Raw genomic sequence first — 13,283 nt, 5'->3', positions numbered from 1 at the left:
CCAGCAGTAGGGAAGGGACGGGCTCAGAGGCCGGCCCAGGCTTCCACTTCCTCGACGAAGTGGTGCACGTCCAGGTAGCGGTTGTAGAGCGGGGTGGGCGAAATCCGGATCACATCCGGCTCGCGCCAGTCGCCGAGCACGCCGATGCCGCGCAGGTGCTCGAACAGCGCACGACCGCGCTCGCGGCCACCGATCACGCGCAGCGACAACTGGCAGCCACGGCGTTGCGGATCGGCCGGCGTGATGATGTCCAGCACGTTGGACAGGCGTACGCGCACCAGCGCTTCCAGCATGCCGGTCAGCGCCACCGATTTGCTGCGCAGGGCGTCCATGCCGGCGCGCTCGAACAGGTCCAGCGACGCACGCAGCGGCGCCAGGCCGAGGATCGGTGGATTGCTCAGCTGCCAGCCTTCGGCGCCAGCGGCCGGGATGAACTGCGGCGCCATCTGGAAACGGGTGGCTTCCTCATGGCCCCACCAGCCGGCGAAGCGCGGCAGGGTGGTGTCGCGATGGTGCCGCTCATGTACGAACGCGCCGGCCACCGCGCCCGGTCCACTGTTGAGGTACTTGTAGTGGCACCACACGGCGAAATCGGGCGCTACATCGTGCAGGCGCAGCGGCAGGTTGCCGACCGAATGTGCAAGATCGAAGCCGATGCGCGCACCGTGCAGGCGCGCGGCACGGGTGATCGCATCGAGGTCGAAGGCCTGGCCGGTGCGGTACTGCACGCCGGGCCACAGCACCAGCGCCAGGCGTGGGCCATGCTCGGCGATGGCTTGCTCGATCGCCGTGAGCGAGATCGTGCCATGGGCTTCGTCCGGCTGTACTTCCACCAGGCACTCGGCCGGATCGAAGCCATGGAAGCGGATCTGCGCTTCCACGGCGTGGCGATCGGTGGGGAACGCGCCGGCTTCCATCAGGATCACCGGGCGTTGCGCGGTCGGCCGGTAGAAGCTGACCATCATCAGGTGCAGGTTCACGCTCAGGGTGTTCATCGCCACCACTTCGCTGGGCAGTGCACCGACCACACGGGCCAGCTGCGCGCTCACCAGGCGGTGGTAGGACAGCCATTGCGTCGGGCCGGTGAAGTGGCCTTCCACGGCCAGTTCGCCCCACTGCTTCATCACTTCCTGCACCGCGGCCTGTGCGCCGCGCGGCTGCAGGCCCAGCGAGTTGCCGACGAAGTAGGTCTGCTCGCCACCACCATGGCGCGGAATCAGGAATTCGTTGCGCAGCGGACGCAGCGGATCGGCGGCGTCCAGGGCAATGGCGTGGGTGCGGCTGAGCAGGTCGGACATGGTCGGGCAACAGGCTGCAACGGGGCTGCCAGTGTAGCGCCTGGGGCATGGCCCGGTAGCGCTCAACCTGCCATCCGCGCGGCATCATCCGGTAGTCGCCAACCCTGGTTGGCGCACGTGTGACGAAGCGCCCACCAAGGCGGGCAACTACCGGTCGATGGCTCAGCCCGCTGCCGGCGCCGGCAGCGGGTCCACATGCCCGCACTGGCTGCAGGTACGCAGCTCCAGGCTGGCGTGGTAGCGCGCGAAGACCTTGGGCAGGTCGGTTTCGATGTTCTGCAGCGGGAAGAACTCTTCGTGCAGCTTGTGGTTGCAGCGCTCGCAGTGCCAGATCACGCCGTCCAGCTCATGCGGCAGGCGCTTGCGCTCGACCACCAGGCCAATACCGCCGGGTGGGCGCCGCGGCGAGTGCGGTATCTTACCGGGCAGCAGGAAGATCTCGCCGGCGCGGATCGGAATGTCGCGCACCGCGCCATCCTCCTGCACCTTCAGCACCATCTCGCCTTCGAGCTGGTAGAACCACTCCGGGCCTTCGTCGTAGTGGTAATCGGTGCGCGAATTCGGCCCGCCGACCACCATCACGATGAAGTCACCGTTGTCGATCATCTTGTTGCCCACCGGCGGCTTCAGCAGGTGGCGATGTTCTTCGATCCAGGCGTGCAGGTTGATCGGCGAAGCGAGCATGATCGGTTTCCCTTGGAGGTCAGTCGCGCTTGCCCTTGCGCGGCACATAGGACAGCGCCTTTTCGTAGGCGGGCTGCAGCTCTTCCGGCGCGCCGACGTCGATGCCCATTTCGCGCACGCGGCCGTCCTTCAGGCTGTAGACCCAGCCGTGCACCATCAGCTTCTGGCCACGGGCCCAGGCATCCTGCACGATGGTCGAGCGGCACAGGTTGGCGACCTGCTCGATCACATTCAGTTCGCACAGGCGGGCGTGCTTGAGCTCGTCGGTCTCGATGGCGTCGATGATCCCGATGTGCTTCTGCATCACGTCGCCGACATGGCGCAGCCAGTTGTCAGCCAGGCCGACGCGGGTGTTGTGCAGGCAGGCATGCACGCCGCCGCAGCCGTAGTGGCCGACGACCAGGATGTGCTTCACCTTCAGCTGGTCCACCGCGTACTGCACCACGCTCAGGCAGTTCAGGTCGGTGTGCGCGACCACGTTGGCGACATTGCGGTGCACGAACACTTCACCCGGTGCCATGCCGATGATCTGGTTGGCCGGCACGCGCGAATCGGAACAGCCGATCCACAGGTACTCGGGGTGCTGCTGCTTGGCCAGCTGGTGGAAGAATTCCGGATCTTCCTTCTCGATGCGGTCGGCCCAGTCGCGGTTGTTCTGCAGCAGTTTATGGATGTCTATCATGTACGGGTCCCTGGCGTCGGGTGAGGGCTCGCCGCAACCCTCTGGCTGCGTCGTCGCGGGAAGCGGTTGCGTTCAGTCGCTGCGGGCGGCCTGTTCGCGGTGCCAGCGCATCCACTGCGCCAGTTCCTGGGAAGGTGGGGTGGCCAGTGCGTCCAGTGCAGCGATCACCGCCTGCTGGTTGGCCTCCGGATGGTTCTGGCTGAGTTTCAGCTTCAGCTGCACGTGTTCAACCTGGAAGCGGAAACCGATGATGGCGCGCAGCTCCGGGCCATGTTCGGTGCGCGTGGCATCGAACTGCCAGGCCTGGCCGACGCTGGCTTCGAAACGGTCGCTGATCGCACCGACCAGCTCGGCCAGTGCATCGGTATCGTCGAAGGTATGCAGCTGGCCGCGCAGTTCCGCCGCAGCGTAGTTCCAGGTTGGCACCCGCGCGGCGGGCTCCTTGTCCGGGTACCAGCTGGCCGAGACGTAGCCATGTGGGCCATCGACCAGCACCTTGGCCGCGCCACTGTGGCGCGACTGCGGGTTGACACGGGCCCAGTGCCCGCGCAGCTCGATGTGCTCGCCATCACGCCGGTACAGCACCGGCATCCGGGTCAGCTCCGGCAGGCCATCGCTGCCCGCGGTGAGCACGGTGACGAACGGATCGCGCGCCAGCAGGCGGTCCAGCCAGAGCAGGTCGGTCTCGGCGAAGGCGCGCGGGGTGAACATGCGAGGGTCAGGCGCGCCCGCCCAGCGACTGGATCATGCGACCGCGCAGGCCTTCATCACTGTCGGCCTGCGGCGGCAGCACTTCGTGCAGGCTGAAGCCGCGCACCAGTGCGTCTTCCTCATCCAGGCCGTCGTACTCGACGAATTCGGCGTCGAACAGCTGCGAACGGGCGGTGTCTTCGCTGTCATAGCTCAGCGTGTTGCCATCGCTGTCGAGCACTTCGGCGGTGCCGGCCGGGCGCACGCGCAGGCGTGCCCAGATCAGGGTGTTGCCGAGGCTGGCCAGCCACCAGCTGTCGCGCGAGGCGGTGATGTCATTCATGGATGTGTTACCAGAGCGAGGCCAGCCAGAGCAGGGCGGCCATGCCCAGTCCGGCCAGCAGGGTCAGCAGCGATACCCAGGCCGGGGTCGCCAGCCCGGACAGCGAGCGGTCCGGCTGCTGGCGATAGTCGCGGCGCAGCAGCCAGGCCAGGGCATCGGGCTTGAGGAAGGCGCCACTGCCGAAGCGCTCGGCGAGCGCCGGATGGCGATCACGCACGTGCACCAGGGTCAGTGGCCAGAAGATCACGAAGGCACTGAACCCGGCCACTGCAACGCCGACGAAACAGAGGGCGAAGAACAGGGTCATGGGGCAGTACCTCCGTGGTCGTGTGGGGCTTAGAAGTCCGCGCTGCCCGGGGCGCGCGGGTAGGGGATCGCATCGCGGATGTTGGACAGGCCGCAGACGTACACCACCAGGCGCTCGAAGCCCAGGCCGAAGCCGGCGTGCGGCACCGAGCCATAGCGACGGAAATCGCGGTACCAGCTGTAGTGTTCGCGATCCAGGCCGAACTGGGCCATGCGCGCGTCCAGCACGTCCAGGCGCTCTTCGCGCTGGCTGCCGCCAATGATCTCGCCGATGCCCGGGGCCAGCACGTCCATCGCGGCGACGGTCCTGCCGTCGTCGTTCAGGCGCATGTAGAAGGCCTTGATGTGCTCCGGATAGTTGGTCACCACCACCGGGCGGCCGACGTGTTCCTCGGTCAGCCAGCGCTCGTGCTCGGTCTGCAGGTCCAGGCCCCATTCGACCGGGAAGTCGAACTTCTTGCCGGACTTCTGCAGCAGGCTGACCGCATCGGTGTAGTCGATGCGTTCGAACGGTGCGTTGATGAAGTCTTCCAGCTTGGTGATCGCGTTCTTGTCCACGCGCTCGGCGATGAAGGCCAGGTCGTCGCTGCGCTCGTTCAGCACCGCGCGGAACAGGTACTTCAGGAACTCTTCGGCCAGGCGCGCATCTTCGGCCAGGTCGGCGAAGGCGATTTCCGGCTCGATCATCCAGAACTCCGCCAGGTGGCGGGTGGTGTGGCTGTTCTCGGCGCGGAAGGTCGGGCCGAAGGTGTAGACCTTGCTCAGCGCCAGGCAGTAGGCCTCGACGTTCAGCTGGCCGGACACGGTCAGGAAGGTTTCCTTGCCGAAGAAGTCGCGGCTGAAATCGATCGCACCCTTCTCGTCGCGCGGCAGGTTCACCATGTCCAGGGTGGACACGCGGAACATCTGGCCGGCGCCTTCGGCGTCGGAGGTGGTGATGATCGGCGTGCTGATCCAGTTGAAGCCGTTCTCGTGGAAGAAACGGTGCACGGCCTGGGCCAGGCAGTTGCGGATGCGGGTGACCGCGCCGAACAGGTTGGTGCGCGGGCGCAGGTGCGCCACTTCACGCAGGAACTCCGGCGACATCGGCTTGGGCTGGATCGGGTAGGTGAGCGGGTCTTCGACCCAGCCGACCACCTCCAGCGCGCTGGCCTGGATCTCGAACGACTGGCCCTTGCCCTGCGACTTCACCAGGGTGCCGGTGGCGATGACCGAGCAGCCGCTGGTCAGGCGCTTGATCTCATCGAAGTTGGCCAGGGCGTCGTTGGCCACGACCTGGATCGGGGCGAAGCAGGAGCCGTCGCTTACATTCACGAAGGCCAGATTCGCTGAACCGCGCACCGTGCGCACCCATCCGCGTACCGTGACTTCGCCGCCTTCCGGGATCTTCCCGGCAAGCGCATGTTCAACGCTGACCACCGTCATGACTTGAATCCTCTGCTGATCGACTCGATCTGTGAACACGGGAGTTTACCGGTTGCAGTGTTCCGCTTGCGAGGCATTTTTCATGGCAACGGCTCCTTATAATGTCCCCGTACCTCTGGAGTAGCCCCATGGCCGTCAGCCTGACCCCCATTGCCTTCGAGCGCGTGCAGCGCTTCGTCGCCCAGACCCCCGGTGCGCTGGGCCTGCGTTTTGGCGTGACCAAGACCGGCTGCTCCGGCTGGGGCCACGTGACCGATCTGGCCCGCGACGAGCGCGAGGGCGATACCGTGTTCGACCAGGACGGCGTGAAGATCTACGTCGACGCCAAGAGCCTGGCGCTGGTGGACGGCACCGTGATCGACTTCGGCAAGCACGGCCTGAGCGAGACCTTCACGTTCAGCAACCCGAACGCCACCGCCGAGTGTGGCTGCGGCGAGAGCTTCACCACCGACGCCGACAAGGCCTGAGGGCCGACGGGAGCCTGATCGGTCTGGTAGCGGCCCATCTGGGTTGGCAAGGGGGCCGCGCCCCCTGTTCAGGTAGATCTGTGGCCCGCCGGTTGCCCGGCACCTCCATCTGCGCCATAATGCGCGGCTTCCTGCCTTCCTGGCGGGAATCCTTGCCCCACCGCGGTCTCAACGGCGGGGGGCTGTCCGGCCGCAAGGCCACATCCGAAAGGTAGAAAAAACATGAGTCGTCATTACGAAATCGTGTTCATGGTCCACCCGGACCAGAGCGAGCAGGTCCCGGCCATGATCGAGCGCTACAAGTCGCTGGTCGAGAACGGCAACGGCACCATCCACCGCCTGGAAGACTGGGGCCGCCGCCAGCTGGCGTACCCGATCCAGAACCTGGTGAAGGCCCACTACGTGCTGATGAACATCGAAGCCGACCAGGCCGTTCTGAACGAACTGACCGAAAGCTTCCGCTTCAACGACGCCGTGCTGCGCAACCTGGTCATCAAGCGTGACGAGGCTGACACCGAGCAGTCGCTGATCATGAAGAGCAAGGACGAGAAGGGTGACAAGCCGGAGCGCGGTGAGCGCCGTCGTCGTGACGACGAAGAAGGCGAGTCCACCACCACCGCTGACAACGAAGCCGGCGACGACGCCGCTTCCGCCGCCTAAGGAGCCTTCCCATGTCCAAGTTCTTCCGTCGCCGCAAGTTCTGCAAGTTCACGGCTGAAGGTGTGAAGGAGATCGACTACAAGGATCTCAACACCCTGCGCCAGTACCTGACCGAGAACGGCAAGATCGTGCCGAGCCGCGTCACCGGTACCAAGTCGAAGTACCAGCGCCAGCTGGCGACCGCCGTCAAGCGCGCTCGCTTCCTGGCCCTGATTCCGTACACCGACAACCACGACGTCTGATGCCCGGCGGGGCGGCCCGGTGCCGCCCCCGCTGTGCCAGCTATTCGGACAGCCTTTGTTGCGGGGCATCGCCTCGCTAACGAATAACTCATCTGGAGCAATACCATGCAGCTGATCCTCCTGCAGAAAGTCACCAACCTCGGCAACCTGGGCGACCTGGTCGACGTGAAGCCGGGCTACGGCCGTAACTTCCTCGTGCCGCAGGGCAAGGCCGTGCCGGCCACCGAGAGCAACAAGGCCGAGTTCGAAGCCAAGCGCGCCGAGTACGAAGCCAAGGCCCAGGCCATCCACGCCGACGCTGACGCCCGCAAGGCCAAGCTGGAAGGCGCGAGCGTGACCATCGCCGCCAACGCTTCGACCGAAGGCAAGCTGTACGGCTCGGTCGGCGCCCGTGAAATCGCCGATGCCTTCACCGCTGCCGGCCTGCCGGTCAGCAAGAGCGAAGTCATCCTGGGCGAAGGCGCCTTCCGCAACATCGGCGAATACGACGTGCTGGTCCACCTGCACGCCGACGTCGAGACCACCGTCAAGGTCGTCGTCGTCGCCGAAGCCTGATCCCACGCCGCAAGGCCTGGAATCACCGCAGAACGGGCGCCCGCAAGGGTGCCCGTTTTGTTTTATGGCCCGCTTTCTCAGCGTTGCGCCATGTCTGGCCGGCGGGGCGGGGCCGGACAATGTTCCACGCCCATTCGTAGAACACGGCCACATCGGTATACTCAGGGCGTCACACCCGTTCCACGGGCATCGATCCCAACAGGATCAATGACTTGGAGGGTAAACGCAGGCCGCTTGCCGGCCCCAGTCCGGAACCCCTATGCGTCTTTCCACGATCAAGCTGTCCGGCTTCAAGTCGTTCGTCGATCCGACCACCCTGCACCTGCCGACCAACATGACCGGCGTGGTGGGGCCCAATGGCTGCGGCAAGTCGAACATCATCGACGCCGTGCGCTGGGTCATGGGCGAAAGTTCGGCCAGCCGCCTGCGCGGCGACTCGCTGACCGACGTGATCTTCTCCGGCTCCAACGCCCGCAAGCCGGTCTCGCAGGCCACCGTCGAGCTGATCTTCGACAACTCCGACCATACGATTTCCGGCGAATACGCCTCGTTCAACGAAATCTCGGTCAAGCGCACGGTCAGCCGCGACGGCACCAGCAACTACTATCTCAACGGCACCAAGTGCCGTCGCCGCGACATCACCGACCTGTTCCTCGGTACCGGCCTGGGCCCGCGCAGCTACTCGATCATCGAGCAGGGCATGATCAGCCAGATCATCGAGGCGCGCCCGGAAGACCTGCGCGTGTACCTGGAAGAGGCGGCCGGTATCTCCAAGTACAAGGAGCGCCGCAAGGAGACCGAGACCCGCATCCGCCACACCCGTGAGAACCTGGACCGGCTGGGCGACCTGCGCGACGAGATCGGCAAGCAGCTCGAGCACCTCAAGCGCCAGGCCCGGCAGGCCGAGCAGTACCAGGCCCTGCAGGAAGAGCGCCGGGTCAAGGACGCCGAGTGGAAGGCCCTGGAATTCCGTGGGCTCGACGGCCGCCTGTCCAAGCTGCGCGAAGGCCTGTCACAGGAAGAGACCAAGCTGCAGCAGCTGATCGCCGACCAGCGCGATGCCGAGGCCCGCATCGAGACCTCGCGCGTGCGTCGCGAAGAGGCCGCCGATGCGCTCAATACCGCGCAGGCCGCGGTCTACCAGGTCGGCAGCACGCTGGCGCGCCTGGAGCAGCAGATCCAGCACCAGCGCGAGCTGTCGCAGCGCCTGCACAAGGCCCGCGACGAGACCCGCCAGGCGCTGGCCGAACTGGGCCAGCACATCAGCGGCGACGAGGCCAAGCTGATGGTGCTGCGCGAGGCGGTGGAGGCTGCCACCCCGCAGCTGGAGGAGCTGCAGGGAGAGAACGAGATCAAGCAGGAAAGCCTGCGCGAGGCCGAGGAGCGGCTGGCCAGCTGGCAGCAGCGCTGGGAACAGCATACCTCGCAGAGTTCGGAAGCCTCGCGTGCCGGCGATGTCGAGCGCACCCGCGTGGACTACCTGGACAAGCAGGTCCTCGACGCCGACCGACGCCGCGAAGCACTGGCCGCCGAGCGCGCCGGGCTGGACGTGGACGCGTTGGAAGAAGCCTTCGAGCAGCTGCATCTGCAGCACGACACGCAGAAGACCGCGCTGGACGAACTGGGCGAAGAGGTGGAACACCGCAAGCAGGGCGTGGCAGCCGTGCAGGAGCAGCAGCGCAACGGCCAGAACGAACTGGCCGAACTGCGCAAGCAGGCCAATGGGCTGCGCGGCCGCCTGGCATCGCTGGAAACCCTGCAGCAGGCCGCGCTCGGCCAGGAGCAGGGCGCTGCCGTGGCCTGGCTGAAGGCGCATGGACTGGATTCGGCGGCGCGCGTCGGCGAACGCCTGGATGTCGATGCTGGTTGGGAAAATGCGGTCGAAAGTGCGCTCGGCCAGTTGATCGAAGGCGTGCTGGTCGATGACCCGGACGGGCTGGTCGATGCGCTGGGTGAGCTGGGCGAAGGTCACATCGCGCTGGTTGCCGACGATGATGCGGACCTGAAGGTTGCCCCGACCTCGCTGGCGGCACGCGTGCGTGGCCCGGCCGCGATCCGTCGCCTGCTGGCGCACCTGCACGGTGCACGTGATCTGGCCGAGGCGAAGACGCTGCAGGCCAGCCTGCCCGAAGGCGATTCGATCATCACCCAGGACGGCGAGCGCCTGGGCCAGGGCTGGCTGCGCGTTTCGCGCTCGGGTGCGGCCCAGCAGGGCGCATTGCTGCGCGAACGTGAGATCAACGAACTGCGCGAGCAGATCGAGCAGCTGCAGGATCGCGAGGCTGAGCTGGAAGAGCAGCTGGCCGGCTTCCGCGAGCAGTTGCAGGCCGCCGAGCAGCAGCGCGAAGACGCACAACGCACGTTGTATCAGGCCCACCGTGCGGTGTCCGAGCTTGCCGGCCAGCTGCAGGGCCAGCAGGGCAAGGTGGAAGCCGCTCGTACCCGCATCGACCGCATCGAAGGTGAACTGAAGCAGCTGCAGGAAACGCTGGAAGCCAACAACGCGCAGGCGCGTGAAGCGCGCTCGCGGTTGGAGAATGCGGTCAGCAGCATGGGGGATCTGGAATCAACCCGGCAGCGCTTGGAGGGCGAACGCCGCCAGCTGACCGAGGCGCGCGACCTCGCCCGTGATGCTGCGCGTGCGGTGCGCGAACGCTCGCATTCGCTGGCGCTCACCCTGGAATCGCAGCGTGCGCAGCTGGCGTCGCTGAGCCAGGCCCTGGAGCGCATGGGTACCCAGCGCGGGCAGCTGGATTCGCGCCTGGGTGAACTGCACTCGCAGCTGGATGAAGGTGATTCGCCGGTCGAATCGCTGCAGGCCGAGCACCAGAACGCACTGGAAGAACGGGTGCGTGCCGACCGCGTGCTGACCGAGGCGCGCACGCTGCTCGATGGCATCGACGCCGAGCTGCGCAACTATGAGCAGACCCGTCACCAGCGCGACGAGCAGGCGCTGGCCCAGCGCGAGCGTATTTCACAGCGCAAGCTGGACCAGCAGGCGCTGGTGCTCAGTGCGGACACCCTGCAGGGCGCGGTGGAGAAGGCCGGGTTCGTGCTGCAGGACGTGCTCAATGCCTTGCCCGAAGATGCACGCCTGGGCGACTGGGAGCAGGCCGTGCACCAGATCGACGGCCGCATGCGCCGGCTGGAGCCGGTCAACCTGGCGGCCATCCACGAGTACGGCGAGGCCTCGCAGCGTTCGGAGTACCTGGACGCGCAGCATGTGGACCTGACCACCGCGCTGGAGACGCTGGAAGATGCGATCCGCAAGATCGACCGTGAAACCCGCGGCCGCTTCAAGGACACCTTCGACCGCGTCAACGCGGGCGTGCAGGCGCTGTATCCGCGCCTGTTCGGGGGTGGCCATGCTTATCTGGAACTGACAGGTGAAGACCTGCTCGACACCGGTGTGACCATCATGGCGCGTCCGCCGGGCAAGCGTGTCTCCAGCATCTCGCTGCTGTCCGGTGGAGAGAAGGCGATGACCGCGGTGGCGCTGGTGTTTGCCATCTTCCAGCTGAACCCGGCGCCGTTCTGCCTGCTGGACGAGGTGGACGCGCCGCTGGACGAAGCCAACGTCGGCCGCCTGGCCAACATGGTCAAGGAAATGAGCGAGAAGGTGCAGTTCCTGTTCGTCAGCCACAACAAGGCCACGATGGAAGCCGCCCACCAGCTGTCGGGCGTGACCATGCGCGAGCCGGGCGTCAGCCGCCTGGTCAGCGTGGACCTGGAAGAAGCCGCGCGATTGGCGGGCGCGGCCTGACGTGCCATCCTAGTTACCTGAATGAACTAGCCGGAGAACCTATCGAATGTCCGACACGGCACTGTTGCGCATCGGCATCCTGGCCGCCGGCCTGCTGTTGATCGCCGCGATCTTCCTGTTTGGCCGTCCGAAGAAGAAGCCCCAGGGGCGCCGCGTGGAAAGCGCGGAGCCAAGCAGTGGCGAGCGCCGCGAGCCGGTGCTGGGCGAGGATGGCGTCGCCGTGGCCGATGGCCGGGTCGAACCGGGCATGGGCGGCGAAGGCGAGCAGGCCGAACTCGGCCTGGCCGACACCGACGCCGGGGCCAGCGATCTCGGCAAGCGCGCCACCCAGGACTTCGACAAGATCGTCTCGTTGTTCGTGGCCGCCCGCGCCGGCGAGCAGCTGCGCGGCGAGGACATCGTGGTCGCGGCCGAAAAGACCGGCCTGGTGTTTGGCCACATGAATGTCTTCCACCGCCTGGTGGAGGCCCATCCCGAGCGCGGCCCGATCTTCTCGATGGCCAGCATCATGAAACCGGGCAGCTTCGACATGGCCAACATCCGCGCCATGGAAACCCCGGCGATTGCCTTCTTCCTGACCCTGCCTGCGCCGCTGACCGCGCTGGACGCCTGGGAGAAGATGCTGCCGACCGTGCAGCGGATGGCCGAACTGCTTGATGGCGTGGTGCTGGATGACAGCCGCAATGCCCTGGGCCGCCAGCGCATCGCGCACATCCGCGACGAACTGCGCGCCTACGACCGCCAGCACCAGGCACCGCCGCTGACCAAGACGCCGCGCTGGTAAGCGCCTTTATGGGTGATGTGCCGGCCAACGGTCGGCACCCACCCGGCGGGGTTATGCCGGTACGCCGGCCACCTTCGCGAACGCTTGGCGGAATGCCGCCATCTCCGCTTCGGTACCCACGGTGACGCGCACGCGCTGCGGCCAGATCGGCCAGCTGCGCCCGATCACCACGCCGTTCTCCGCCATGGCCTTGGCGAAGGCGCCACCGTCGCGCTGGACATCGACCACGAAGCAGTTTGCCTCCGAGGGCAGGCAGCTGAAGCCGCGCTTGCCCAGCCATGCAAGGGTGGTCTGTCGTGCCTTCGCATTCTGCAGTCGTCGCTGCGGGATCAGTTGCGGGTCGCGAAGGCTGGCCAGTGCCGCCGCCAGTGCGGGCACCGGCAGCGGGTTGTCGCCGAGGCTGGCCAGCTCGCGCAGGCGATCGGGATGGGCCGCCGCAACGCCCAGGCGCAGGCCGGCCATCCCGTACAGCTTGGAGAACGTGCGCAGCACGATCAGGTCATCACGCTGCGCCACCTGCGCGATCAGGCTGGGTTGCTCGCTGTACTGCAGGTAGGCCTCGTCGACCAGCACGCGGGTCGACGCCGGCTTGTGGGCCAGCAGCCAGGCGAGCTCATCCGCTGGGCTGATCGAGCCGGTCGGGTTGTTCGGGTTGCACACGTACAGCAGCCCGGTGGGGCGCGCATGCGCGGCGGCGACCATCGCGCGCAGGTCGTGTGCACCGTCATCGCGCAGCGGCACCTTCTGCACGTACGCACCGTGCGCGGCGGCGACCTCGCCCAGCGTCTCGAACGTGGGGTCGGCCACCACCAGTCCCGCCTGCGGGGCGGTCCACAGCGTGGCAGCACGGTTCAGTGGTTCACTGGAGCCGGGGTACAGGCGCACGTGGTCGGCGGGAATGCGCGCCTGCTCGATGAAGGCGTCGCGGACCTGAGCAGCCAGTTCGAAGCGATAGCGGCCACATTGAGCGATGCTGTCGCGCGCCGCCAGCTGTGCTGCAGGCGAGGGGCCGTAGGGGCATTCGTTGAAATTCAGCAGCACGGCGCCGTCGGCAGGGGCAGGCGCCGCGACCGCGGCAGGCTGTGCCTGGCCGAGGCGGGGCAGGCCGCTGCCCGCCAGGGCGAGGCCGGCACCGGCCAGTTGCAGGAAGTGGCGGCGGGAGGCAGGCAGGGTCACGGGCAGGATTCCAGAGGGCAACCGACGCACGCTAACGCTGGCGGTGATGGGCGGCAAGCCCGCTTGTTGTGGAGTCGAGCCATGCTCCATTGGAGATGTGCCAACCAAGGTTGGCACCTACCAGGGCGGGGGAGCGCCAGTCGAGCATGGCTCGACGCTACAAAGGGCGGCGGCGTTACAGGGCCTGACGGCCGGGCGCGGTAGAATC

Annotated in this window: 14 protein-coding genes; 6 read left to right on the top strand and 8 right to left on the bottom strand. The window is 66.8% G+C overall.

Features of this window, described 5'->3' with window-relative positions:
* Positions 1–23: 23 nt before the first annotated feature.
* The 7 genes from kynU to asnS all read right to left on the bottom strand — a co-directional run bounded on the left by kynU (position 24) and on the right by asnS (position 5,428).
* Positions 24–1,298 (bottom strand): kynureninase, encoded by a 1,275-nt coding sequence (kynU, locus tag N440_RS10875; RefSeq protein ID WP_133935082.1) that lies wholly within the window; start codon positions 1,296–1,298, stop codon positions 24–26.
* Between the two features lie 162 nt (positions 1,299–1,460).
* A complete protein-coding gene (locus N440_RS10870) occupies positions 1,461–1,982 on the bottom strand; it encodes a 3-hydroxyanthranilate 3,4-dioxygenase (RefSeq protein WP_133935081.1) in 522 nt (173 codons plus the stop codon).
* 19 nt (positions 1,983–2,001) lie between these two features.
* Complete coding sequence (gene can, locus N440_RS10865) at positions 2,002–2,664, bottom strand: carbonate dehydratase (RefSeq protein WP_008265410.1); 663 nt, start codon at positions 2,662–2,664, stop codon at positions 2,002–2,004.
* Between the two features lie 72 nt (positions 2,665–2,736).
* On the bottom strand, positions 2,737–3,375 hold the full coding sequence (locus tag N440_RS10860; RefSeq protein WP_133935080.1) for an FMN-binding negative transcriptional regulator: 639 nt from the start codon (positions 3,373–3,375) through the stop codon (positions 2,737–2,739).
* A gap of 7 nt (positions 3,376–3,382) precedes the next feature.
* The gene (locus tag N440_RS10855; RefSeq protein ID WP_133935079.1) at positions 3,383–3,697 is read right to left on the bottom strand and encodes a hypothetical protein; all 315 of its coding nucleotides are present in this window, start codon (positions 3,695–3,697) and stop codon (positions 3,383–3,385) included.
* A 7-nt stretch (positions 3,698–3,704) separates the two neighbouring features.
* Positions 3,705–4,004, bottom strand: a complete 300-nt coding sequence (locus N440_RS10850; protein WP_005417403.1) for a hypothetical protein — start codon at positions 4,002–4,004, stop codon at positions 3,705–3,707.
* Positions 4,005–4,033: 29 nt separating this feature from the next.
* Positions 4,034–5,428 carry an asparagine--tRNA ligase gene (gene asnS / locus N440_RS10845; RefSeq protein ID WP_133935078.1) on the bottom strand — a complete coding sequence of 465 codons (1,395 nt, stop codon included), beginning with the start codon at positions 5,426–5,428 and terminating at the stop codon, positions 4,034–4,036.
* Between the two features lie 128 nt (positions 5,429–5,556).
* Between asnS and N440_RS10840 the strand changes: the two genes are divergently transcribed.
* From N440_RS10840 to zipA, 6 genes are all read left to right on the top strand, one after another.
* Complete coding sequence (locus tag N440_RS10840; protein ID WP_006452998.1) at positions 5,557–5,895, top strand: iron-sulfur cluster assembly accessory protein; 339 nt, start codon at positions 5,557–5,559, stop codon at positions 5,893–5,895.
* A 222-nt stretch (positions 5,896–6,117) separates the two neighbouring features.
* A complete protein-coding gene (gene rpsF / locus N440_RS10835; RefSeq protein ID WP_006452997.1) occupies positions 6,118–6,555 on the top strand; it encodes a 30S ribosomal protein S6 in 438 nt (145 codons plus the stop codon).
* Between the two features lie 11 nt (positions 6,556–6,566).
* Positions 6,567–6,797 carry a 30S ribosomal protein S18 gene (gene rpsR / locus N440_RS10830; protein WP_002804494.1) on the top strand — a complete coding sequence of 77 codons (231 nt, stop codon included), beginning with the start codon at positions 6,567–6,569 and terminating at the stop codon, positions 6,795–6,797.
* A gap of 105 nt (positions 6,798–6,902) precedes the next feature.
* Complete coding sequence (rplI, locus tag N440_RS10825) at positions 6,903–7,352, top strand: 50S ribosomal protein L9 (protein WP_006452981.1); 450 nt, start codon at positions 6,903–6,905, stop codon at positions 7,350–7,352.
* 259 nt (positions 7,353–7,611) lie between these two features.
* Entirely contained in the window at positions 7,612–11,115 is a 3,504-nt protein-coding gene (gene smc / locus N440_RS10820) for a chromosome segregation protein SMC (RefSeq protein WP_133935077.1), read from the top strand.
* A gap of 46 nt (positions 11,116–11,161) precedes the next feature.
* Positions 11,162–11,899, top strand: coding sequence for a cell division protein ZipA (gene zipA / locus N440_RS10815; protein ID WP_053450220.1), 738 nt, complete (start codon positions 11,162–11,164; stop codon positions 11,897–11,899).
* Positions 11,900–11,950: 51 nt separating this feature from the next.
* Here zipA and N440_RS10810 read toward each other — a convergent pair whose 3' ends face one another.
* Positions 11,951–13,075 carry a pyridoxal phosphate-dependent aminotransferase gene (locus N440_RS10810; RefSeq protein ID WP_133935076.1) on the bottom strand — a complete coding sequence of 375 codons (1,125 nt, stop codon included), beginning with the start codon at positions 13,073–13,075 and terminating at the stop codon, positions 11,951–11,953.
* Positions 13,076–13,283 lie beyond the last annotated feature (208 nt).

The organism is Stenotrophomonas sp. CC22-02 (assembly GCF_004365115.1).
Lineage (GTDB): Bacteria > Pseudomonadota > Gammaproteobacteria > Xanthomonadales > Xanthomonadaceae > Stenotrophomonas > Stenotrophomonas forensis.
The sequence above is the reverse complement of the archived record's forward strand: the minus strand, read 5'-3'. Positions and strand labels throughout refer to the sequence as shown.